Source organism: Qipengyuania benthica (genome assembly GCF_030717865.1).
Lineage (GTDB): Bacteria > Pseudomonadota > Alphaproteobacteria > Sphingomonadales > Sphingomonadaceae > Qipengyuania > Qipengyuania benthica.
This window is the reverse complement of sequence record NZ_JAVAIL010000001.1, coordinates 262,151-285,330: the sequence shown is the minus strand read 5'-3', so window position 1 is coordinate 285,330 and position 23,180 is coordinate 262,151. Positions and strand designations below refer to the sequence as shown.

Below are 23,180 nucleotides of genomic sequence, written 5' to 3'. Positions count from 1 at the left end.
CTACCGCCGGTCGATCGAGCGCATGGCGGTTGCGACGATCGGTCCGATCGCGGTCGCGGCGGCGACCCACCACCCCGCCGATGCCGCTGCGATCCAGATACCCCACCAGACGAGGGCTTGCCCGGTAGGGACGGGGCTGCGGGTCAGACGCCGCAGCCCTCTTTCGCGCGCCGCGCCCAGGTCGGTGCGGCGGGTCCCGGAACGCGCGCGCTGCCACTCGCCGGTCCATTCCAGAGCGATCCCGAGGACGAACAGCGCCAGACCGACCAGTGCCAACCCGCTGATCCCCTGAACCCGGCCGGCCTCGAGGATGCCATATTGCGCCGGGCTGGAAACAACGAACATCAGCAGCGCCTGGAGCAGGAATACCTTGACCAGCGCGGCCAGAGCGAAACGCCCCTCGGTGCGGTCCGTGCGCAGCAGATCGGCATAGCGCGGATCCTCGCCATCGCGCCGCCAGCACAGCAGCCGATGCAGCGCCAGCCCCACCCCCCAAACCACCGTCATCACCATCAGCAGCGTCGCGAGCGAGCCGGGCTCGGCCAGCTGCAGCCAGCTGAGCAGTGCCAGGAGCGCAATCCCGCCGCCCCGGAAAGCCTCGACGAAGGAAACATCGTCCAGCTGCAGCGCCACCACTCACAGGATCAGCGCCAGTCCGAACAGGATCGCCGCATTGGCCAGCAGTGCCTCGATGATCATCTCGCGTGTCCTTTCCTGCGCGTGCCGTGGAGGCGCAGCGCTGCAATCCTGCTCACATCCGGAACACGCCGAATTGCGGCCGCTCGGGGATCGGCGCCTCGAGCGTCGCGGCGAGTGCGAGGCCGAGCACGTCGCGCGTCTGCGCGGGGTCGATCACCCCGTCATCCCACAGCCGCGCAGTGGCGTAATAGGGATTACCCTCGTCCTCGTATTTCTGCCGGATCGGCGCCTTGAACGCCTCGGCCTCCTGCTCGCTCCAATTGTCGGCGTCGCGGTGGACGGTGGCGAGCACCGAGGCCGCCTGCTCGCCGCCCATCACCGAGATCCGCGCATTGGGCCAGGTGAACAGGAAGCGCGGGCCATAGGCGCGCCCGCACATGCCGTAATTGCCCGCGCCGAAGCTGCCCCCGATCACCACGGTGAGCTTGGGCACACTCGCGGTGGCGACTGCGGTGACGAGCTTGGCACCGTGCTTGGCGATGCCCTCGGCCTCGTATTTGCCGCCGACCATGAAGCCGCTGATGTTCTGCAGGAACAATAGCGGGATACGGCGCTGGCAGGCGAGTTCGATGAAATGCGCGCCCTTGACCGCGCTTTCGGAGAACAGCACGCCGTTGTTGGCGAGGATCGCGACCGGCATCCCCCAGATATGCGCGAAGCCGCACACCAGCGTACTGCCGTAATGGGCCTTGAACTCGTGGAACTCGCTGCCGTCGACCAGCCGCGCAATCACCTCGTGGACGTCGTAGGGCGCGCGGACGTCGTCGGGGACGAGGGCGTAGAGATCCTCGGCATCGAACAGCGGTTCGACGGGCTCGAGCAGTTTGATAGCCCTTGCCTCTTTCGGATTTTCACCGAGATGCGAGACGATGTCGCGCACGATGGTCAGCGCGTGCTCGTCATTCTCGGCGAGGTGATCGACCACGCCCGATTTCTTGGCGTGCAGATCGCCACCGCCCAGATCCTCGGCCGAGATTTCCTCGCCCGTCGCGGCCTTCACCAGCGGCGGTCCGGCTAGGAAGATGGTGCCCTGATTGCGGACGATCACGCTCTCGTCGGACATCGCGGGGACATAGGCGCCGCCCGCCGTGCAGCTGCCCATTACGCAGGCGATCTGCGGGATGCCGAGCGCGCTCATATTGGCCTGGTTGAAGAAGATGCGCCCGAAATGGTCGCGGTCGGGAAAGACCTCGGCCTGGTGGGGCAGATTGGCGCCGCCGCTGTCGACCAGATAGATGCAGGGGAGCCGGTTCTCCTGCGCGATCTCCTGCGCGCGCAGATGTTTTTTCACCGTCATCGGGTAATAGGTGCCGCCCTTCACCGTGGCATCGTTGCACACGATCATGCACTGGCGCCCCGAGACACGGCCGATCCCGGCGATCATCCCTGCGCCCGGGATCTCGTCATCACCATAGAGCCCGTTGGCGGCGAGCTGGCCGATTTCGAGGAAGGGCGAGCCGGGGTCGAGCAGCCGCTCGACGCGTTCTCTCGGAAGAAGTTTGCCGCGCGCGGTGTGCCGCTCGCGGCTGCGCTCGGGCCCGCCCAGCGCCGCCTGCGCGACTTTCTCGCGCAGATCGTCGGCGAGCGCCTTGTTATGGTCGAACCGCGCCTTGGCATCGGGCGCGTCGCGGTCGAGGGTCGAAGTGAGCTGAGGTGCGGTCATGGCCAGCCGTCTAACGGCAATCCATCGCGCTGCAAAGTTGGATGGGCCCTGCTAGCGCTTCTTCACGAACTCGGCGCGCAGGACGAGCCCCTTGATGCCCGGATACTTGCAGTCGATTTCCTGATCGTCGCCCGTCAGCCGGATCGATTTGATCAAGGTCCCCTGCTTGAGCGTCTGTCCCGCGCCCTTCACCTGAAGATCCTTGATCAGCGTCACCTGATCGCCATCGGACAGCAGATTGCCCACCGCATCGCGCACCTCGACCGTATCGGCAGGCGCTTGCCTTGCCGCCAGTTCCGAAGCGGGCAGCCATTCGCCGCTCGCCTCGTCGTAGACGTAGTCGTCGTCCGCGCTCATGGCCTCACCCCGCCGCCCCGATCAGCTCGCGGCCGATCAGCATGCGGCGAATCTCGTTGGTGCCGGCGCCGATGTCGAGCAGCTTGGCGTCGCGCATGTAGCGTTCGACCGGCCAGTCGAGCGTGTAGCCCGCGCCGCCCAGCGCCTGGACGCTTTCGCCCGCGACGCGGAAGGCGTTCTCGCTCGCCAGCAGGATCGCGCCCGCCGCATCGAATCGCGTGGTCTGGCCGCTGTCGCAGCTTTTCGCCACCGCATAGGTATAGGCGCGCGCCGATTGCAGCGCGACATACATGTCCGCCACCTTGGCCTGCATCAGCTGGAAGCTGCCGATCGGTTTGCCGAACTGCTGGCGCTCGCGCAGATAGGGGATGACCGTGTCGAGGCAGGCCTGCATGATCCCGAGCTGCAGCCCGGCGAGCACCACGCGCTCGTAATCGAGGCCGCTCATCAGCACCCCGACCCCGCCGCCGACCGCGCCCATCACGTTTTCCTCGGGAACCTCGCAATCGTCGAACACCAGTTCGGCGGTGGGCGAGCCGCGCATCCCGACCTTTTCGATCTTCTGGCCGATCGAGAAACCGGGCATGTCCTTCTCGATCAGGAAGGCGGTGATCCCGCGCGATCCCGCCTCGGTATCGGTCTTGGCATAGACCACCAGCGTGTCGGCATAGGGGGCGTTGGTGATCCAGAACTTGGTACCGTTGAGGACATAGCCGCCCTGCACCTGCTCGGCCTTGAGCTTCATCGAGACGACGTCCGAGCCCGCGCCCGCCTCGCTCATCGCCAGACTGCCGACATGCTCGCCCGAGACCAGCTTGGGCAGGTATTTCGCCTTCTGCTCGTCATTGCCCCAGCGTGCGATCTGATTGATGCACAGGTTGGAGTGCGCGCCGTAGCTCAGCCCGACCGAGGCGCTGGCGCGGCTGACTTCCTCGACCGCGACGACATGCTCGAGATAGCCCAGACCCAGCCCGCCGTCTTTCTCGGCCACGGTGATGCCGTGCAGCCCCAGTTCGCCCATCGGCTGCCACAATTCGCGCGGAAACCAGTCCTCGCGATCGACCTTTTCGGCCAGCGGCGCGATCTGTTCGTCGGCGAAGCGCGCCACCGTCTCACGGATCATCTCGCCGCTCTCGCCGAGCTGGAAATCGAAATCGGGGGTCGCGCGCATATCTGCTCCTCTTGCGGGCCTTTTCCGGCCGCTCGCTTTGTCGGGGCGCGATAGCGGGGTTGCGGGCGGCGGGCAAACGGCAAGCCGCCACGGGCCCCGCGGCGATTCGAAATCCTTGCCTTCTCCGGACCTTGCGCTATGGCCCTGCGGCCCCATGACGATGGCAAGACTTCCCCTCTGGCCCGGTCGCAAACCCGCCGATCCCGCGCGATCGGAAGAGAGCGACCGTGCCCGGGTGATCGCCGCGCATGGAATCGAAGCGGTCGAGGACGATCCCGAACTCGTCCAGATCGTCGAATTCGCCGCGCAATTGTGCGGCGTTCCCGTCGCGCTGGTCACCGTGGTCGAGGAACAGCGCCAGCGGTTCCTCGCGCGCGCCGGCTTCGCTGAGCGCGAAACCCCGCGCTCGACCAGTTTCTGCGGTCATGCGATGTTCGAAGCCGCCCCGCTTGTGGTGCCCGACGCAACGAAGGATCCACGGTTCGCCGAAAACCCGCTGGTCACCGGCGAGCCGGGGATCCGCTTCTACGCCGGCGCCCCGCTGGTTTCGAGCGAGGGCACTCCGCTGGGCGCCCTGTGCGCGATCGATTTCGAGCCGCGCCCCGAGGGGCTGTCCGAGCTTCAGCTGCAAGGGCTGAGCGTGCTCGCCGAAGCGGTGATGCGGCGGCTGACTTTCGAGCGGCAGGCGCGCGCCGCCGACGCCCACCTCAGCCGCAGCGAACAGCGGGTCCGCCAACTCGCCGAGCATCTCCCGGTCTATGCCTGGGCGGCGGATGCGGCGGGCGACATCGACTACGCCAACCAGCCGTTCCTCGAATTCTGCGGCACCGACGATCTGGCGGCGATCGATTTCGCCACCCTGATCCACCCCGACAATCTGGAAGAAGTGGCCGCGGCGCGCCGACTCTCGCGCGAGACCGCGTCGCGCTGGGAGGCCCGCGCGCAGGTCATGCGTCACGACGGGATCTATCGCTGGATGATCCTGCGCGCCTGGCCGGTGACGATGGGCGACGAGCCTCCCGAAGCCTGGTTCGGCGCCGCGGTCGATATCGACGATCTCCACCGTCTGTCCGATTCGCGCGATCTGCTCGCCCGCGAACTGTCGCACCGCATCAAGAACATCTTCGCGGTGGTTTCCGGCCTCGTGGCGGTGCGCGCGCGCGCCTGGCCGCACGCCAGGGAGTTCGCCGACGAGTTGCAGGCGACGATCCGGGCACTGGGCCGGGCGCACGACTATGTCCGCCCCTTCGAGGGGCGCAAGGGCTCGAGCCTGCACGGGCTGCTGGAGGACCTGCTCCAGCCCTACCGGGATGCCCGGGGCGGGAGGGTCGCGGTCAATGGCGACGACTGCACCATCGGCGAAAAAGCGGCGACTCCGCTGGCGCTGATCTTCCACGAGCTGGCGACCAATTCGGCAAAATACGGCGCGCTCGGCGATGCCGCAGGCTCGGTCTCGGTCGATATCGCCAGCAGCGGCGATGTCATCACCGCCGACTGGTTCGAACGCGGGCTGAGCCCGGGCGAGCGCGACAGCGCCCGCGAGGGTTTCGGCTCGCGGCTGCTGCGCATGGCGGTCGAGGGCCAGCTGGACGGCAAGTTCGAGCGCCGCTTCGAAGCCGATGCGCTGCATGTCGCGCTGACTCTGTCGCGGGCGGCGGTGGAAGCGGGCGACTGACAATCGCCCCGAGGGCGAGCGCCAGACTTCGAGTGCCTGACGACGAATGCCTGAAGACGTGTGAGGGGTCGCGTTTCGCCATCGGGTTTCCTATGCAGGATTCTCCCAGGGAGAACTGCATGAAATCCGCCATCGCCAGCCTCGTCGGCCTCGCCCTGCTCGGCGCCTGCAGCGACGGATCGGATCAGAATGCGCCGCTCGAGACGCCGCAGCAAGCCATTGTCGAAGGCGACAGCGCCGAGGCCGCGACCCCCACTCCCGAACCGCCCGCGCTGCCCAACGAGTTCTCGCGCACCGCCTGGCGCGTGCGCGGGGAGGAGGGCGCGCTCTATACCACCTTCCTCGATCCCGGCGGCCGCTACCGCGACCTGCGCAACGGCGACCCTTGGCAGCAAGGCGCCTGGGAATACGACGCGCAAGAGCGGATCTGCTTCACCCCCGATGCGGAGAGTTCGCTGGGCCAGTGCTGGCGTCCGGAGCGGATGGACCCGAGCGGCCAGATGATCGTCACCAGCAGCAGCGGACGGCGGGTGCGGCTCGAAAGCGTCGAGTATCGCCCGCCTGAACTCCCGGTGGACGGCGAGAACGAGAACGAAGCCGAGGGCGACAAGGCAGCGAAGCCGGCCGACGCTTCGTGATCCCCGCACCGGCCGCGCTCGAATTCGACCTGGTAGGCCGGCGCTATGGCGCGATCCGTGCGGTCGACGCGGTGTCGCTGAGCATCGCACCGGGCGAGTTCGTCGCGCTGGTCGGCGCCTCGGGTTCGGGCAAGTCGACGCTGCTCAAGACGGTCAACCGGCTGGTGATCCCCGATAGCGGAACCGTGCTGTTCGAGGGCGAGGACACGGCATCGCTCCCGCCCGCCGCGTTGCGCCGCAAGATCGGCTACGTCTTTCAGGGGATCGGCCTTTTCCCGCATATGAGCGTGGGCGAGAATATCGCCATCGGCCCGCGGGTCGCCGGCGAGAAACTGTCGGCCGAACGGATCGCGCAATTGCTCGAGCTGGTCGAGCTCGAACCGGCGATGGCCAGTCGCCTGCCCGAAGCCCTGTCGGGCGGGCAGCGCCAGCGGGTCGGCGTGGCGCGCGCACTGGCCGGGGAGCCGCATCTGCTGCTGATGGACGAACCCTTCGGCGCGCTCGATCCGATTACCCGCGCCGCATTGGGGCACAAGGTGCGCGAATTGCACGACCGGCTCGAGCTGACCACGGTGATGGTCACGCACGACATGGCCGAAGCGCTGCTGCTCGCCAGCCGGGTGCTGGTGATGGATGCCGGGCGGATCGTCGCCGACGCAACGCCCCAGGCGCTGCTTGCCGGTGGTGGAGGCGAAATAGCGCAAGGTCTGGTGGCAGTGCCGCGCGAGCAGGCCGGGCGGCTGGCGCAGATGACCCGCGACGGTGCCGCATGAGCGATTTCTGGCCGCTCCTGACGAGCCTCGGCGACGAGTTGGGGGCGCATGTCCTGCTCTCGGCGGCGGCGATCGGGCTGGGGATCGCCATGGCGCTGCCGCTGGCGGTCTGGGCGGGCCGTTCGCAAAGCGTATCGCGCGCGGCTCTGGGTTTCGCCAGCCTCGTCCAGACCATCCCCGCGCTGGCGCTGCTGGCGCTGTTCTTCCCGATCCTGCTGAGCCTGCGCGCGGTCTTCGGCGAAGGCCTGCCGACACTGGGCTTTCTCCCCGCGCTGCTGGCGCTGGCGCTCTATGCTCTGCTGCCGATCCTGCGCAATGCGGTGACCGCGCAGGCCAATCTCGATCCCGGCGTGATCGAGGCGGCGGATGGCGTGGGAATGAGCGCGTGGCAGAAGCTGCGGCTGGTCGAGGCGCCGCTCGCCGCACCCTTCGTCATGGCGGGAATCCGCACCGCCGCTGTCTGGACCATCGGCGCTGCCACGCTTTCGACCACGATCGGCCAGCAGAGCCTGGGCGATCCGATCTTCGCCGGGCTGCAGACGCAGAACTGGGCGCTGGTGCTGGCAGGCTGTCTCGCCTCGGCCGGGCTGGCGCTCAGCGCCGACCTGCTGCTCGGGCTGATCGAGCGCGGTTTCGCGCAGCGCCGCCGCGCTTTGTGGCTGGGCGGAATGGGGGCGGTGCTGGTGGGGATCGCTGCGGCACTGGCGGCGCAGTTCGCTCCGGCGCTGCGCGGCGATGCCCGCGACACGGTGGTGATCGGCGCAAAATCCTTTTCCGAGCAATATGTCCTCGCCCGGCTGATCGGTCAGCGGCTGGAGGACGCAGGCTATGCGGTCGAATATCGCGACGGTCTGGGCTCGGCGGTGGTCCACAGCGCGGTCACCACCGGGGCGATCGACATTGCGATCGACTACACCGGCACGCTGTGGACCAACCAGATGGGGCGCGAGGACAATCCCGGCCGCGAGGCGATGTACGAAGCGATCGTCGCCTGGAAGCGCGACACCAGCGAGGCGCGCGTGCTCGGTCGGCTGGGGTTCGAGAACGCCTATGCCTTCGCCATGCGTGAGGACCGGGCGCAAGAGCTCGGAGTCCGCGACCTCGCCGATCTCGCACGCGTCGCACCTCGGCTGACCGTGGGCGGCGATCCCGAATTCTTCGAGCGCCCCGAATGGGCGGCGGTGCGCGGGGCCTATGGGCTGGATTTCGCTCGGCAGCGCAATTTCTCGCCCACCTTCATGTACAATGCGCTGCGCTCGGGCGGCGCCGATGTCATCAGCGCCTACACTTCGGACGGGCGGATCGCGGCGGACCGGCTGGTGGTGCTCGACGATCCGCGCGAGGCACTGCCGAGCTACGATGCACTGATCCTGCTTAGCCCAGAGGCGCAAGCCGATCCGAGGCTGGTCGCCGCGCTCGAGCCGCTGCTGGGCGCGATCGACGTCGCGGCGATGCGCGAGGCCAATTTCGCGGTTGATCGCGAGGCCGACAAGCGCTCTCCGGCCGAGGCTGCGCGCGAGCTGGCGCGCGCAATCGGACGCTAGTCGGCTTTGGTCCAGACCTGCGTCTGGCAGAACGGACCGAGGCAGCCCTTGACCTCGAGCTTGCCGCTCGAGAGGCGGCGCACCACCGAACGGTAATCCTTGCCGCTCTTGGGATCGTAGATCCGCCCGCGCCAGACGTCGCCATCCTCGCTGAACGAGGTCAGAACCGGCAGGCCGAGGATCCGGCGACTGCGCTTGGCGGGGTCGGGATTGTTGACGTCGCGCTGGCCCGCGCCTTCGGGCGGCGGCTTGAGAAAGCGGCTGATCTTGCCGCACAGGCTCTGCCCGCATCTGCCCACCGCAACCACCGCATCCTTTTCCTCGGTGATCCAGTTCCCGGCGATCGGTGCGGCGGCGAGCGCCGGCACGGCGGTGAGCGCGGCGGTGGCGGCCAGGGCGGTGGCAGCGAATTTCATCGGCGGTTCCTTCTGGGTTGCTGCAGGGGCGTTTCGCGTCGTCTCACCTAGCAGGGAGAAATCCGGCGCCCGGCGGCCATCCGCCCCCGGACAGCGCGAGAACCTTGAACAGCTTGCCCATTTCGTCAACATGAACGAGGCGGCGCAGCGCGACGGCGATGTCCTCGGCACGGTCCGGCGCCGCGGCGCTCAGCGCCCGGGCGCGGGCGTCGATCCCGAGCGCGGACAGAAAGGATCCTTGCGTGGTCCCCCCGATCCACGGCACCCCGCCAGCCTTCGCGATCTCGGCCAGAGTGGCGAAATCGACATGCGCGGTAAGGTCCGCCGTGCCGGGATAAGCTAGCGGATCGACCTTGGCATGCTCTCGGACCGCCTGCAGCGACGAGCCGTTGCGCGCCGCGAGATGACCGTAATCCACGAACAGCGCCGCGCCGCCTTGCGCGGTCAGCCGCCGCGCGACCTCCGCCAACGCCGCGGCGGCCCCGGGGCAGGTCTCGACCAGGGTACCCGGGGGCGCATCGCGCCACGCTTCGGGCACCGCAGCATCCATCGGCTGCGTCCCCGCAGTGAAGACGAAGCCCTCCGCGGCATCCTCCCCCGCCAGTGCAACCATCCGCTCGCGCCAGCCCGCCTCGGTCCGCACCAGCTGGCGCACCGGCAGCGCATCGAGAAATTCATTGGCCACCAGCAGCAGCGGGCGATCCTCGGGCAGGCTCCCGAGATCGTCATGGAACACCGCTTCGTGCAGCGCTTCGGCCTGGATCTTGCGCAGCGCGGGCGAACCCTCGACCAGATGCACCTGCGGCTCGAGCCCCTGCCCGCGCATCACCCGTAGCGCATCGCGCGCCAGCGTGCCGCGCCCCGGTCCGAGCTCCGCATAAACGGCATCGGCGGGGCGCCCGGCGCGGACCCACAGGTCCGCCAGCCACAGCCCTACCATCTCGCCGAACATCTGGCTGATATCGGGGGCGGTGACGAAATCGCCCGTCGCGCCCAGCGGATCGCGCGCGGCGTAATAGCGCGCATTGCTCTCGCCCATGAAGCGCGCCACCGGAATCGGCCCGCCGCTGCGGATCAGCCGGGCGAAGGCCTCGGCCAGATCGGTCCGACCGCCGTCCGTCACGCCGGCTTGCGCGGCGCCGATGGCTTATCTTCGGGTTTGCGCATCAGGCTGTAACCGATCACCCCCAGCCCCACCGCGATCATCGGCAGCGACAGCCACTGACCGCGCGACAGGCCGGATTCGACCACCACATAGGCGAGGTGCGCATCGGGCTCGCGGAAGAACTCGTTGACGAACCGCGCCGCCGAGACTCCGACGGTGAACACGCCCACCAGCAGGCCTGGGCGGAAACGCGAACGGGTGTACCAGAACAGCGGGAGCAGGATCGCGATCAGCAGCAGCCCTTCGAGCGCGGCCTGGTAGAGCTGGCTCGGATGGCGCGCGAGCCCCAGCGGATCGCTGGGAAACACCATCGCCCACGGCACATCGGTCGGGCGGCCGTAGAGCTCGCCATTGACGAAATTGGCCAACCGCCCGAAGAACATCCCGAACGGCACGTTGACCGCGATATAGTCGCACACCCGCAGCCAGTGGAGCTGCCCGCGCCACGACACGAACGCGATCGCCGCGAGCACGCCGAGTACCCCGCCGTGGAAGCTCATCCCGCCGGTCCACAGGGCGAACAGTTCGAGGCTGCCGAACAGTTCGGGGCGATAGAAGGCGGCATAGCCCAACCGCCCCCCCAGAATGATCCCCAGCGTGCAGTAGAAGAAAAGATCGTCGACGTGACGCTGCGCCATCGGCGCGCCCGGCGCGCGAACCATGCGCGAGAGGTGCCAGTAGCCCAGCAGGATGCCACCCAGATAGGCGAGCGAATAGTAGCGCAGCTGGAACGAGCCGATCGAGAACAGGTAGGGCCTCAGCCCCAGTTCGGCCCACTGGATCGGCTCGGCGCCGGTCGCGGCGAGTAGTGACAACAAATGGATATCCCCTTAGACACCGCGCCCGAGTCCGCCCATGGAACCCGTGCGGCGCGGCTTGTGGCATAGCGCGCGGTTTCGGGAAAGCCTGCGCATGCCGAGGCACTTTGCCGCGGGCGAAATGCGATGATGCATTGGCCCTTACTGGAGAGGATCTGAATACCCATGCCGACCGCGCTCGACACGACACTCGACACGATCATGGACACGCTCACCGCCCCCGGCGCCCCGGCCGAGACGGTGCCGTTCACCCGCAATGGCGTGGAGATGCCGGCGCTCAAGAACGCGCCGCCGAGCATGGTCCATTACATCGCGCATTATTGCAACGAGCATAAGGATGCGGTCTTTCTGGTCGATGGCGATCACCGCCTGACCTTCGGCGAGACCTTCGCCATGGCGCGCCATGTCGCTGCCGGGCTGATCAAGGATCACGGCGTCCAGAAGGGCGACCGCGTTGCGATCGGCGCACGCAATTCGGCCAATTGGATCATCACCTATATCGGCGTGCTGATGGCGGGCGGTTGCGCCACGCTGCTCAACGGCTTCTCGACCGGCGAGGAGCTGGCCGAGCAGGTCGCGCTGGTGGAAAGCAAGCTGCTGCTCGCCGATGGCGCGCGGTTCAAGCGGCTCGAGGGCGTCGCACTCGAGGCCGAGCTGGTGCGCATCCGCCACGACCAGCCGCCGTCCAAGGGGCTTGCCGAAATCTGGGGCGATCCCACGGCGGTCACTCTGCCCGAGGTCGGCCCCGACGATCTGGCGACCATTCTCTTTACCTCGGGTTCGACCGGCCGCTCCAAGGGTGCCTATTCGGACCACCGTGGTGTGGTTCACGGCGCAATGAGCTATGCGCTGCAATCGCTGATGGCGTTCAGCTATCTCAACGCGTCGGGTGGCGCGCCGACCAGCCAGGCCTGCGCGCTGCTCGCGGTGCCGCTGTTCCACGTCACCGGCGAAGTGCCGCTGTTCCTCCAGAGCTTCGCGTTGGGCCGCAAGATCGTGCTGATGCCCAAATGGGATGCGCGCGAGGCGATGCGGCTGATCGAAAAGGAAAAGGTCAGCTATTTCGCCGGAGTGCCGCTGATGACTTACGAGATGGCCAGCCATCCCGAGCGCGATCAGTTCGACATGTCGAGCTGCACCGGTCTGGCCGCGGGCGGCGCGCCCCGCCCGGTCGAGCACGTATCCAAGATCAGGGACGCCTTTCCCGCGGGATTCCCGCTGCTGGGCTACGGCCTGACCGAGACCAACGGCGTGGGCTGCGGCAATTTCAACGAGAACTATCTCGCCAAGCCGACCAGCACCGGCAAGCCCAGCCGCCCGCTGGTCGATCTGGCGATCCTCGACGACGACGGCAATGCCGTAGCCCAGGGCGATGTCGGCGAAGTCTGCATCCGCTCGGTATGCAATTTCATCGGTTATTGGAACAATGACGAGGCGACCGAGGCGGCCTTCACCAAGGACATGTACTTCCGCACCGGCGATCTCGGCAAGCTCGACGAGGATGGCTATCTCTATATAGTCGACCGCAAGAAGGACATCATCATCCGCGGCGGCGAGAACATCACCTGCATCGAGGTGGAGGACGCCATCTACGCGCATCCCGATGTCGCCGAATGCTCGGTCTTCGGCCTGCCCGACGAACGCTATGGTGAAATCCCCGCGGCGGTGTTCCTGCCCAAGCCGGGCAGCGGTCTGACCGCGGACGACCTGCGCGACTTCCTCAAGGACAGGATCGCGCCGTTCAAGCAGCCCCAACATATCTGGGTGGCCGAGGAGACGTTGCCGCGGCTGGGCACGCAGAAGGTCGACAAGCGCACCGTGCGGGCGACCTTTGCCAAGGACTACGTGGACGCGTGACGGCGGTCCGGCTTCCCGACCAGCGCGCGATCATCGACCGGCGCAAGCTCGCCGCCAGGATCGCGGCGCTGGCGGAAGCGGAAGGCGGGCAGGCACGACCGCAGATCGTCGAGGCGCTGCGCGAGGCGCTCGAGGCGGGCCGCGTCGAGCTGGGGCGCCGGCTCGAACAGCAACCATCCGCAGGCCACGCCTGCGCCAATGGCCACGCCTTCCTGATCGACCAGCTCGTCCGGGTGCTGTTCGATCACGTCACCACCCATCTCTACCCCGCCGCCAACCGCAGCACCGCCGAACGGCTCGCGATCATGGCGGTGGGCGGCTACGGCCGCGCCGAGATGGCGCCGCATTCCGATGTCGATATCGCCTTCCTCACCCCGCGGCGCAGCGCCGCCTGGTGCGAGCAGGTGATCGAGGCGATGCTCTATCTGATGTGGGATCTGGGGCTCAAGGTCGGCCATTCGAGCCGATCGGTGGATGAAGCCACCAGGCTGGCGCGCGAGGATCTCACGATCCGCACCGCGCTGCTCGAAGCGCGCTACATCTGGGGCGACGAAGCGCTCTACGACGAGGCCGCGCGGCGCTTCTGGGCCGAGGTCGCGCATGGCACCGGGCGCCAGTTCGTCCGCGAGAAGCTGGCCGAACGCGATGCCCGCCATCGGCGGATGGGCGACAGCCGCTATGTCGTCGAGCCCAATGTCAAGGAAGGCAAGGGGGGCTTGCGCGATCTCCAGACGCTCTACTGGATCGGCAAATACATCCACCAGGTCCGCAGCGCCTCCGAACTGGTCGATGTCGGCCTGTTTACCCGCGACGAATACCGCAGCTTCCGCCGCGCCGAGCGCTTCCTCCTGGCCGTGCGCTGTCATCTCCACCAGATCACCGGGCGCGCCGAGGACCGGCTGACCTTCGATTTCCAGCGCCAAATCGCCGAGCGGATGAATTTCGCCGACCGGCCGGGCAAGAGCGCGGTCGAACGCTTCATGCAGTTCTACTTCCTCCAGGCCAAGCGCGTCGGCAGCCTGACCGGCGTGTTCCTGGCGCATATCGACGAGCAATTCGCGCAGACGAGCCAGCGCAGCGGCTTTTTCGCCGGGTTCCGCGCCCGCCCGCGCGAGGTCAAGGGCTACCGCGTCCATGGCGGCAAGATCGCCGCGCCTGGGGACGACTGGTTCCGCAAGGACCCGGTGCGACTGATCGAACTGTTCCAGCTGGCCGAAGCCGAACAGCTCGAGATCCATCCTCAAACCATGCGCCAGGCGAGCCGCGACAGCGGGCTGATAGACAATTCGGTGCGCGAGAACCCGCGCGCCAATGCATTGTTTCTCGAGTTGCTGGCGGGTCGCAACGACCCCGAAACCGTGCTGCGCTGGATGAACGAGGCCGGGGTTATGGGCCGTTTCGTGCCCGATTTCGGGCGCGTCAACGCGCAGATGCAGTTCAACATGTATCACCATTACACGGTGGACGAGCACACTATCCGCGCCATCGGCCTGCTCGCCCGGATAGAAAAGGGCGAACTCAAGGAGGACCATCCGCGGGCGTCGCAGTTGATCCACAAGGTCGCCAGCCGCCGCGTCGCCTATGTCGCGGCGCTGCTTCATGATATCGCTAAAGGCCGCGGCGGTGATCATTCCGAGCTCGGAGCCGAGGTCGCGCTGGAGCTGTGTCCGCGCTTCGGACTGTCCAGCGCCGAAACCGCTCTGGTCGCCTGGCTGGTGCGCGAGCATCTGCTGATGAGCGCCACCGCCTTCAAACGCGATCTGACCGATCCCAAGACGATCGAGGATTTCGTCACCAGGGTCCAAGGGGTCGAGCGGTTGCGCCATCTCGCGATCCTCACCGCGGTCGATATCCGCGCGGTCGGGCCGGGCGTGTGGAACAGCTGGAAGGGTCAGTTGCTGGGCGAACTCTATGACAGCGCACAGGAGCGGCTGCGGCTGGGCCACGCCCGGCATGGGCGCGAGATCCGGGTGACCGCCAAGCGCCAAGAAGTCGCCGACCTGCTCGGCGACCGCGCCGAGCTGGCGGACAGCGTCGGCGCGCGGTTCGACGATGCCTATTGGATCGCAGAAGCGCCCGATATCATTGCCCTCAATCTGGTCCATTTCGGAGCGGCACGGACCGCCGATCACAGACTGTCGATCCATTGCGAATATTACGAGGAGCGCGGCGCTACGCTGGTGACGGTGATCGCCGCCGATCATCCCGGCCTCTTCTACCGGATCGCCGGCGGGATCCATCTGGCCGGCGCCAACATCATCGACGCGCGGATCCACACCACGAGGTCGGGCTGGGCGGTCGACAATTTCCTGATCCAGGATCCGCATGGGCGCCCCTTTCGCGAAGCCGACCAGCTCGAACGGATCGAACGCTCGATCGAGGATGCCCTCGCCAACCGCATCGCGCTCGAGCCGCGGCTGGCGCAGCGCCCGCTGCCGCACCACCGCTCCAAGGCATTCGATGTCGATCCGCGGGTGGTGTTCGACAACAAGGCCTCGAACCGCTTCACCGTGATCGAGGTCAATGCGCGCGACCGGTCGGCACTGCTCAACCGGCTGGCGCGGACGCTGTTCGAGGAAGGGTTGGTGGTCCATTCCGCGCACATCACCGCCTACGGCGAACGCGCCGTCGATACCTTCTACGTGACCGACGTTACCGGCTCGAAAATCACCGGGGAGGCGCGGCTTGGGCGGATCGAGAACGCCCTGCTCGAAGCGGGAAGTGATGCATTACAGGCACGGTTGGAAGAAGCGTAACACCAGTTCGTCGGGCGACTCTTGCAACTTCCATGCGTCCAGCTACGATCGCACAATATAAAAATAAGCCAAAAAAGTCGAACCAGGAGAGAGAAGCCCATGAAAACCCGTTTCGCATCGCTGCGCGTGCTCGCCATTCTCGGAGCGGGCGCCGCGCTCGCCCCGACCGGTGCGCTGGCGCAGGACCAGACCGAGAACGATCTGATCGAGAACGCCGATGTCGTGGACCGCAACGTCATCGTCGTGACCGCGCAGGGCCGCTCGCAGGTGCTGGCCGATGTGCCGGTTGCGGTCTCGGCGATTTCCGCCGATACTCTCGAGAATTCGGGCACCAGCGATATTCGCGAACTGACCCAGGTCGCGCCGTCGCTGCTGGTGTCCTCGACCGGCAACGAAGCCAATGGCTCCGCGCGTATTCGCGGCATCGGCACCGTGGGCGACAACCCCGGCCTCGAAAGCTCGGTCGCGGTGTTCGTCGATGGCGTCTATCGGTCGCGATCGGGCAATGCCTTGTCCGAACTCGGCCCGCTCGACCGGGTGGAAATCCTGCGCGGGCCGCAGGGCACGCTTGGCGGTCGCAACGCTTCCGCCGGCTTGATCAGCATCTACACCGCACCACCCGAATTCGGGTTCGAAGCCTATGGCGCCTTCACCTATGGCAATTTCGACGCGATCCGCGTCGAGGCGGGCCTCAACGCGCCGCTCAGCGACACGATCGCCGCGCGCGTCGACGGCGTCTACTTCAAGCGCGACGGCTTCTATAACGATGTCGTCAACAACACCGACATCAACAATCGCGACCGCTACCTCGTTCGCGCGCAGATGCTGTTCGAGCCGAACGAGGATATCAGCTTCCGTCTGGTCGGCGATTATTCGAAGAAGGACGAGGCCTGCTGCGCCGCCACCTTCATCCAGCCCGATTTCGCCCCGCTGGCACGCGTTTCTCCCGGCCTCGATCCCTTCGCCCGGCCGCAGCCCGGCGCTCCCGCGCTGACCAGCACCGCCAATCCGATTATCCCGGTCCTGATCGGTCTCGGCCAGAACCCGGCATCGCTCAACCAGAGCACCTTCAACCGCAATATTTACGTCACCCCGGGTCGCAGCTACGAAGGCGAGACCGAGGATTACGGCGTGTCGGGCGAATTGAGCTGGGATTTCGGCGATATGTCGCTGACCTCGATCACCGCCTATCGCGAATACGACAACTCGCAAGGGTCGGATACCGACTACACGCAGGTCGACATCCTCTACCGCTCGCCGGGCTCCAATGCCGGTGCCCGCGGCTTCAAGACCTTCACCCAGGAACTGCGCCTCGCCGGCACGGCCTTCAACGACAAGCTCGACTGGCTGGTGGGCGGCTACTACGCCAATGAGAAGCTGGAGGTCCGCGACAATCTGCGGTTCGGCACGCAATACGGCACCTTCGTAAGCTGCCGCATCGCCATCGCCATCAACCCGGCGCTGGTGAATCCCAGTGCGCAGAACTGCCTCGGCCCCAACGTCGCCGCGCTCACGGGAGCCAATGCCGGCGCGGGTGCCTTCGGCCCGGCAACGCCGCTGATCATCGCGGGTATCAACAATCTGTCGCAGGTCAACGATCTCGGCGGAACCGGCGACGTCTACAACCAGACCAGCGAGAACTTCGCGCTATTCACGCACAATATCGTCCATCTGACCGATACGCTCGATCTGACGCTTGGTCTTCGTTACACGAACGAAACCAAGGATTTCGACGCCACCTTCGGCAATGACAATGTGATCTGTCCGCAGAACCGCGCATTGTTGAGCGGTTTGCTGGCCGGGCCATTAGGCGGTTTGGCGGGCGGCCTGATCGCGCTGTCCTGCCAGGGCAATTCGACCGCGGAACTCAACGGCGTGTCCATCTCCGATACCCGCGACGAGGATGAGTTCACCGGCACGGCGATCCTGAGCTGGAAGCCCACCCCCGACCTGCTGACCTACGCGTCCTATGCGCGCGGCTACAAGGCGGGTGGTTTCAATCTCGATCGCTCGGCACTGGGCAATCCGGTGACCTTCAGCGTCGCCGCGATCGACCCCTCCTCGCTCCAGTTCGCCGAGGAAACGGTCACCGCCTATGAAATCGGCGCCAAATACGCGACCCGCGAATTCGGCGTCAGCCTCGCCGGATTCCGGCAGGAGTTCACGAATTTCCAGCTGAATACCTTCAACGGTTCGGTCTTCCTGGTGCAGAACGTCAACGCCTGCAGCGCTTCGCTTGGCGGAGCCGACATGGATGCCAGCGCCGCTACCGGCGCCTGCGCTACCGACAACGTGGTGCCGGGCGTCATCTCGCAGGGCGTCGAGATGGAAGCCTACCTCTCGCCGATCCAGGATCTGAACTTCTCGCTCGGACTTACCTATGTCGACAGCAGCTACGAGAACGAGCTGATCGGCGACGACACCGGCACGCCGCTCGACCCGGCGCTGCGCCTGCTGCCCGGCGACAATTTGTCGAACGCGCCCGAATTGGTGGCGACCTCATCGGTCACTTGGACGCCGCCGATCGGCACCAGCGGGATGAAAGGCCTGTTCTTCCTCAACGCGCGCATGACAAGCGACTACAACACCGGGTCCGACCTCCTCTACGGCAAGGAACAGGACGGCTACGTGATCGTCAACGGCCGCGTCGGCGTCACCAACATCGCCAATCGTTTCGCGATCGAAGGCTGGGTGTCGAACCTGTTCGACAAGGATTACACCCAGGTCGCTTTCAACACCCCCTTCGTCGCGCCGCAGCAGACCTATTCGGCCTTCCTCGCCGAACCGCGCACCTACGGGATCACGGTTCGCGGCAGGTTCTGAAGCCACACCGGCAAAAGACCATGGGAAAGGGGCGCTCTCGGGCGTCCCTTTTCGTTTGCGGGTTCTATCCTCGGAAGGGGAGCCGCTCAGGTCCCGCGGGCGCCGAACAGCGCGCTGCCGACGCGAATGTGGGTTGCGCCGAGCTGGATCGCGGCTTCGAAATCGCCGCTCATCCCCATGCTGCGGCCCCACGGCCGTTCCTCGGGCAGCCCGGAATCGCGCGCCAGCTTGTCGAGCAGCGCGAAGAACGGCGCGGGCTCGATATCCTGCGGGGGCAGGCACATCAGCCCGGCGAGCGGGATATCCGCGGCTCGTGCCTGGGCGAGGAGTTCAGGGAGACTGGCGATCGGGCAGCCGCCCTTCTGCTCCTCCTCGCCGACATCGACCTGAACGAAGCAGGGCACCCGGCGACCGGTCTTGTCGAACGCCTTGGCCAAGGCCTTGAGCAGGCTGGGCCGATCGAGCGAATGGATGCAGTCGAACAGCATCACCGCCTCCTCGGCCTTGTTCGACTGCAGCTGACCGATCAGATGCAGCTCGGCATCGGGAAAGCGTTCGCGCAAGCCCGGCCATTTGTCCTGGGCCTCCTGCACGCGGTTTTCGCCGAAGACGCGTTGGCCCTGTTCGAGCAGCGGCTCGATCCGTGCCGACGGATGCGTCTTGCTGACAGCGACCAGCGTCACGTCTTCGGGCTTGCGCCGCGCGATGGCGCAGGCCTTGGCGATGCGCGACTGGACTTCGGCAAGCGGGCTTTCGGCGGGTGGGGTCTGTGGCGTCTCCATGGCGGCGCGCTATAGCGTGGCTGTGGCCCCTGACCAGACCCAGACCCCGCCGAGCCTTCCCCTCCTGTGGCTGCTGTCCGACGCGCGCAACGATGCCGCTCTCGAACGCAGCCTCGCCGCGCTGCCGGCGGGCTCGGGCTTCGTCTTTCGACACTACCACCTCGGCGAGGAGGAGCGCCGCGCACGGTTCGCTGCACTGGCGGCGGTGGCGCGCGACCACGGCCATCGGGTCGTGCTGTCCGACGACGCGGTGCGCGCGCAGGCCTGGGACGCCGACGGAATCTATGGCCCGCCTGAACGCATCGCCTCGGCGCAGGGCCTCGCGCTGCTTATTGCGACTGCGCATGACCGCACCCAAATCGCGGCAGCGGTCCGGTCCGGCGCCCACGCGGTCGTGCTCTCGCCGGTCTTCGCCACGCGCTCGCATCCGGACGGAACGGCGCTGGGTCCCGCCAAATTTCACGCCCTCGCCCGCAGCTCGCCCATTCCGGTGATCGCATTGGGAGGGATGGATGCGGAGCGCGCGCGCGAACTCGATTGGACCCGCTGGGCCGCCATCGATGGGCTGACCACCGCAGTCGACACACCGGGGAACGCTTGACGGGGGACTCGCCGGCGAGACATAACGCAGCCAGGGCATTCGACGGAAAGGCACAGCATGGCTACGCGAGCGGTCGCGAAATCGGACTGGCGGGCGGTGTTCCGCCGCTCGCTGCGCCGTGCCGTGCAGATCTCGGGCGCGGCGCTGCTCGCGCTGGCGACGCTTTTCCTGGCGCTCGCTCTGGCCAGCTATTCGCAGACCGATCCCAGCCCCTCGACCGCCGCCGCGGGCACCGATATCGCCAATTGGATGGGCGCGAGCGGCGCCTGGGCCGCCGAACGCGCGCTCTATTTCTTCGGCCTGCCCACCGTGCTGCTGCTGCCGCTGCTGTATATTTCCGCGCGCCGGCTCTGGCGCGATGTCGAGACCGACAGCGAGGGCGGCGAGTCCGGCTGGTGGACGCCCTTTGCGCTGCTGGTGCTGGCGATGGTGCTGCTGGCGAGCGTGCTGGCGCTGAGCTTCGACGAGAGCGGCGGCGCGCTGCCCGCAGGCTATGGCGGGCTGTTCGGCCTGCTCGGCGCCGGAGGGATCGAGGCCGTCGCGGGCCGCTTCCCCGAAGGCAGCCGGGGCTGGATCACCGGAGCGGTGGCGCTTTTGAGCCTGGGCGGCGGGATCGCGCTGGTCACGCGCGTCTTCGCGATCGACTGGGCGCAATTCCTCACCCTGCCCGATTTCCTCCGTCGCGCGCCCCGCCTTGCCGACCGCGACAATTTCCCGCTGCCAAGGCGCAAGCCGCGTCGCGAGCGTGCCGAGGACACCGCCGAGGGTAGGGCCGAGGGTAGGGCCGAGAGTATCGCCGAGCCGACAGCGCCACGCCGCGCCCCCGATATCCCCGATCCCGCCGCCTCGCCGCGACCGGCCGCTTCGCCCGCCACCCCGGTGCAGCGCGACATGTTCGCGCAGTATAACCTGCCCGGGCTCGAACTGCTCGAGGACATCCCCGAGCAGAGCGTGGTCAAGCTCGACAAGATGGCGCTCGAACGCAACGCCCGCCTGCTCGAAAACGTGCTCGACGATTTCAACGTCAAAGGCGAGATCACCGCAGTGCGCGCCGGGCCGGTAGTGACCATGTACGAGCTCGAGCCCGCGCCGGGCATCAAGGCCAGCCGCGTGGTCGGGCTGGCCGAGGATATCGCCCGCAACATGAGCGCGATCTCGGCGCGCGTTTCGCCGATCCCGGGCAAGACCGTGATCGGCATCGAGCTCCCCAACGCCGACCGTCAGACGATCTCCTTCAAGGAGCTCGCCTCCTCCGCCGATTTCGCCGATGCGCCGGGCAATCTGCCGATGATCCTGGGCAAGAACATCGCCGGCGAACCGATCGTCGCCGATCTCGCGGCGATGCCGCATCTGCTGGTCGCGGGCACCACCGGTTCGGGCAAGTCGGTCGGGCTCAACTGTATCCTCTTGAGCCTGCTTTACCGCTTCACCCCCGCCGAGTGCCGGCTGATCCTGATCGATCCCAAGGTGCTCGAGCTCAAGAGCTACGACGACATCCCGCATCTGCTCAGCCCGGTGGTGACCGAGCCGCACAAATCGGTGCGCGCGCTCAAATGGGCGGTGGGCGAGATGGAGAACCGCTACCGGATGATGTCGAGCGTCAACTCGCGCAGCATCAACGCCTTCAACGAGAAGGTCCGCAGCGCCGCCGCCAAGGGCACTCCGCTGGGCCGCCGGGTGCAGACCGGGTTCGACGCCGAGACCGGCGAGGAGCTCTACGAGGAAGAGCAGCTCGACTATCAGGTGCTGCCGCAGATCGTGCTGATCGTCGACGAGCTGGCCGATCTCATGGTCACCGTCGGCAAGGAGATCGAGGTGCTGATCCAGCGGCTTTCCCAGAAGAGCCGCGCGGCGGGCATCCACCTGATCATGGCGACCCAGCGGCCTTCGGTCGATGTCATCACCGGCGTCATCAAGGCCAACCTCCCCACGAGGATCAGCTTCAAGGTCACCAGCCGGATCGACAGCCGCACAATTCTGGGCGAGCAGGGTTCGGAACAGCTGCTGGGCAAGGGCGACATGCTCTACAAGCCCAATACCGGAGCGATGGTCCGCGTCCACGGCCCCTTCGTTAGCGACGAGGAGGTCGAACGGGTCGCCGGGCACTGGCGCGCGCAGGGCAAGCCCGAATACGTCGACGCGGTCACCGAGGAAAACGAGGACGGCGGTTTCTCCTTCGAGGACGAGCTGACCGCGAGCGACAATCCCGAGGAGCGCAAATACCGCCAGGCCTGCCAGATCGTGTTCGAGAACCAGAAGGCCAGTGGCTCGTGGCTCCAGCGCCAGATGGGCGTGGGCTACAACACCGCCGCCAAATGGATCGAGCGGATGGAGGAGGAAGGGCTGGTGGGCCCCTCCAACCACGTCGGCCGCCGCGAAATCTTCCGCGACCGCGACGGCAATCCGATGTGAGCGAACGCGCGGATAGCCGAGAACCGGGCCCATAGCCGAGAACCGGAACGAACCTCCTGCCGCCCGGTTGCATCAATCGAAGGGGTGCGATCGACCGCAGCCTATCGGAGACGATCTCATGTTCGGATGGGCAATCACCCTGGCTATCATCGCGCTGGTCGCGGCCATTCTCGGTTTCGGCGGCATCGCCGGGGCGCTGGCCGATATCGCGATCATCATCTTCGTGATCGCTCTCGTGCTGAGCCTAATCTTCGTTTTCCTGGGCTGGAAAGCCGCAAAATCCGTCTTGAAATAGCCGGACGGCGAGCCAGCTCTGCGACTGCTTGCGCAGCTCCGCGAATGCAGGGCCAAAGAAAGGGGCCCCCGGCTCGCGCCGGTGGCCCCTTCGCTTGGACGGCTCCGGATCAGCCCTCGGCGGCACTCTGCGCCATCGCCTGCCGGATCTGCTCCATCGTCGCCCGCACGACCAGCGTGCCCTGCGGGCCCAGCGCCAGCATAGGCTTCGACAGCGTCATCTGGCCGATGTCCCCGGCGACGACGATAGCATCGGCTTCGCGGGACTGGATCGTGCCGAGCGGCTGACCGTCGGCGGTCTGGACAGCTGCGCCCGCAACCAGTTCAGCTTCGAGCTGGGCTTCCATCTGCGCCATCTGCCGGTCGAATTGGGTAACCAGATCGCTGCGCGTGATGTTGACCGTCGGACCGGCTTGCGCGGCGACGATGGCGGCGGCGGGGATCGGAATGCCGCGCTCGCCCACGGCAACCAGCGCAACATCGCCCTCGATACGTGCCACGGTTCCGATCACCGCGCCATCGGAACCGAAGATCTGCGTCCCCACTGCGATCTCGGCGGGCGCGGGAGCGGTGGCCGCAGGAGTGGCGGGCTGCTGTGCCAGCGCGGGGGCAGCCACGCCAAGGGCCAGAGCTGCGGCGGTGGCAATCTGATATTTCATCACAATTCTCTCTGTCATGGTGGGTTATCGGTTGAACGCCCCCCGCTAGCAGGCGAGTTCGCTCAGCCAACCCGATT

Annotated in this window: 19 protein-coding genes; 10 read left to right on the top strand and 9 right to left on the bottom strand. The window is 66.9% G+C overall.

Features of this window, described 5'->3' with window-relative positions; all coding sequences use genetic code 11:
* The 4 genes from Q9K01_RS01395 to Q9K01_RS01380 all read right to left on the bottom strand — a co-directional run bounded on the left by Q9K01_RS01395 (window position 1) and on the right by Q9K01_RS01380 (window position 3,890).
* Window positions 1-633 (bottom strand): DUF1295 domain-containing protein, encoded by a 633-nt coding sequence (locus Q9K01_RS01395; RefSeq protein WP_305928424.1) that lies wholly within the window; start codon window positions 631-633, stop codon window positions 1-3.
* A gap of 118 nt (window positions 634-751) precedes the next feature.
* Window positions 752-2,362, bottom strand: coding sequence for a carboxyl transferase domain-containing protein (locus Q9K01_RS01390; protein ID WP_305928423.1), 1,611 nt, complete (start codon window positions 2,360-2,362; stop codon window positions 752-754).
* A gap of 51 nt (window positions 2,363-2,413) precedes the next feature.
* Entirely contained in the window at window positions 2,414-2,719 is a 306-nt protein-coding gene (locus tag Q9K01_RS01385) for an alkylphosphonate utilization protein (protein WP_305928422.1), read from the bottom strand.
* Window positions 2,720-2,723: 4 nt separating this feature from the next.
* Window positions 2,724-3,890: an acyl-CoA dehydrogenase family protein gene (locus tag Q9K01_RS01380; RefSeq protein ID WP_305928421.1), complete on the bottom strand. Its 1,167-nt coding sequence runs from the start codon at window positions 3,888-3,890 to the stop codon at window positions 2,724-2,726.
* A gap of 160 nt (window positions 3,891-4,050) precedes the next feature.
* Between Q9K01_RS01380 and Q9K01_RS01375 the strand changes: the two genes are divergently transcribed.
* From Q9K01_RS01375 to Q9K01_RS01360, 4 genes are all read left to right on the top strand, one after another.
* On the top strand, window positions 4,051-5,565 hold the full coding sequence (locus Q9K01_RS01375; protein ID WP_305928420.1) for a sensor histidine kinase: 1,515 nt from the start codon (window positions 4,051-4,053) through the stop codon (window positions 5,563-5,565).
* 119 nt (window positions 5,566-5,684) lie between these two features.
* Window positions 5,685-6,203, top strand: a complete 519-nt coding sequence (locus Q9K01_RS01370) for a hypothetical protein (RefSeq protein ID WP_305928419.1) — start codon at window positions 5,685-5,687, stop codon at window positions 6,201-6,203.
* On the top strand, window positions 6,203-6,976 hold the full coding sequence (locus tag Q9K01_RS01365; RefSeq protein WP_422785290.1) for an ATP-binding cassette domain-containing protein: 774 nt from the start codon (window positions 6,203-6,205) through the stop codon (window positions 6,974-6,976). Before Q9K01_RS01370 ends, Q9K01_RS01365 begins: the two co-directional genes overlap by 1 nt.
* Window positions 6,973-8,520 carry an ABC transporter permease/substrate-binding protein gene (locus Q9K01_RS01360; RefSeq protein ID WP_305928417.1) on the top strand — a complete coding sequence of 516 codons (1,548 nt, stop codon included), beginning with the start codon at window positions 6,973-6,975 and terminating at the stop codon, window positions 8,518-8,520. Before Q9K01_RS01365 ends, Q9K01_RS01360 begins: the two co-directional genes overlap by 4 nt.
* Here Q9K01_RS01360 and Q9K01_RS01355 read toward each other — a convergent pair.
* From Q9K01_RS01355 to lgt, 3 genes are read right to left on the bottom strand one after another with little or no spacing between them, the layout of a single operon-like run.
* On the bottom strand, window positions 8,517-8,936 hold the full coding sequence (locus tag Q9K01_RS01355; RefSeq protein ID WP_305928416.1) for a DUF2147 domain-containing protein: 420 nt from the start codon (window positions 8,934-8,936) through the stop codon (window positions 8,517-8,519). The genes Q9K01_RS01360 and Q9K01_RS01355 overlap by 4 nt on opposite strands.
* A gap of 43 nt (window positions 8,937-8,979) precedes the next feature.
* The gene (locus Q9K01_RS01350) at window positions 8,980-10,059 is read right to left on the bottom strand and encodes a class I SAM-dependent methyltransferase (RefSeq protein ID WP_305928415.1); all 1,080 of its coding nucleotides are present in this window, start codon (window positions 10,057-10,059) and stop codon (window positions 8,980-8,982) included.
* Window positions 10,056-10,919 (bottom strand): prolipoprotein diacylglyceryl transferase, encoded by an 864-nt coding sequence (gene lgt / locus Q9K01_RS01345; protein ID WP_305928414.1) that lies wholly within the window; start codon window positions 10,917-10,919, stop codon window positions 10,056-10,058. Before lgt ends, Q9K01_RS01350 begins: the two co-directional genes overlap by 4 nt.
* Window positions 10,920-11,084: 165 nt before the next feature.
* Here lgt and Q9K01_RS01340 point away from each other — a divergent pair, with 165 nt between their 5' ends.
* From Q9K01_RS01340 to Q9K01_RS01330, 3 genes are all read left to right on the top strand, one after another.
* Complete coding sequence (locus tag Q9K01_RS01340; protein ID WP_305928413.1) at window positions 11,085-12,776, top strand: class I adenylate-forming enzyme family protein; 1,692 nt, start codon at window positions 11,085-11,087, stop codon at window positions 12,774-12,776.
* Entirely contained in the window at window positions 12,773-15,532 is a 2,760-nt protein-coding gene (locus tag Q9K01_RS01335; protein ID WP_305928412.1) for a [protein-PII] uridylyltransferase, read from the top strand. The genes Q9K01_RS01340 and Q9K01_RS01335 overlap by 4 nt, the downstream gene beginning before the upstream one ends.
* A 99-nt stretch (window positions 15,533-15,631) precedes the next feature.
* Window positions 15,632-18,355, top strand: a complete 2,724-nt coding sequence (locus Q9K01_RS01330; RefSeq protein ID WP_305928411.1) for a TonB-dependent receptor — start codon at window positions 15,632-15,634, stop codon at window positions 18,353-18,355.
* Between the two features lie 86 nt (window positions 18,356-18,441).
* Here the strand turns inward: Q9K01_RS01330 and Q9K01_RS01325 are convergent, their stop codons facing one another.
* Entirely contained in the window at window positions 18,442-19,137 is a 696-nt protein-coding gene (locus tag Q9K01_RS01325) for a YggS family pyridoxal phosphate-dependent enzyme (protein WP_305928410.1), read from the bottom strand.
* Window positions 19,138-19,153: 16 nt separating this feature from the next.
* Between Q9K01_RS01325 and Q9K01_RS01320 the strand changes: the two genes are divergently transcribed.
* From Q9K01_RS01320 to Q9K01_RS01310, 3 genes are all read left to right on the top strand, one after another.
* Window positions 19,154-19,738: a thiamine phosphate synthase gene (locus Q9K01_RS01320; protein ID WP_340324245.1), complete on the top strand. Its 585-nt coding sequence runs from the start codon at window positions 19,154-19,156 to the stop codon at window positions 19,736-19,738.
* 57 nt (window positions 19,739-19,795) lie between these two features.
* Window positions 19,796-22,150 carry an FtsK/SpoIIIE family DNA translocase gene (locus Q9K01_RS01315; protein WP_305928408.1) on the top strand — a complete coding sequence of 785 codons (2,355 nt, stop codon included), beginning with the start codon at window positions 19,796-19,798 and terminating at the stop codon, window positions 22,148-22,150.
* A 118-nt stretch (window positions 22,151-22,268) separates the two neighbouring features.
* Window positions 22,269-22,445 (top strand): DUF1328 domain-containing protein, encoded by a 177-nt coding sequence (locus Q9K01_RS01310; protein WP_305928407.1) that lies wholly within the window; start codon window positions 22,269-22,271, stop codon window positions 22,443-22,445.
* A 109-nt stretch (window positions 22,446-22,554) separates the two neighbouring features.
* Here the strand turns inward: Q9K01_RS01310 and Q9K01_RS01305 are convergent, their stop codons facing one another.
* Window positions 22,555-23,103, bottom strand: coding sequence for a hypothetical protein (locus Q9K01_RS01305; protein ID WP_305928406.1), 549 nt, complete (start codon window positions 23,101-23,103; stop codon window positions 22,555-22,557).
* Window positions 23,104-23,180: the final 77 nt, after the last annotated feature.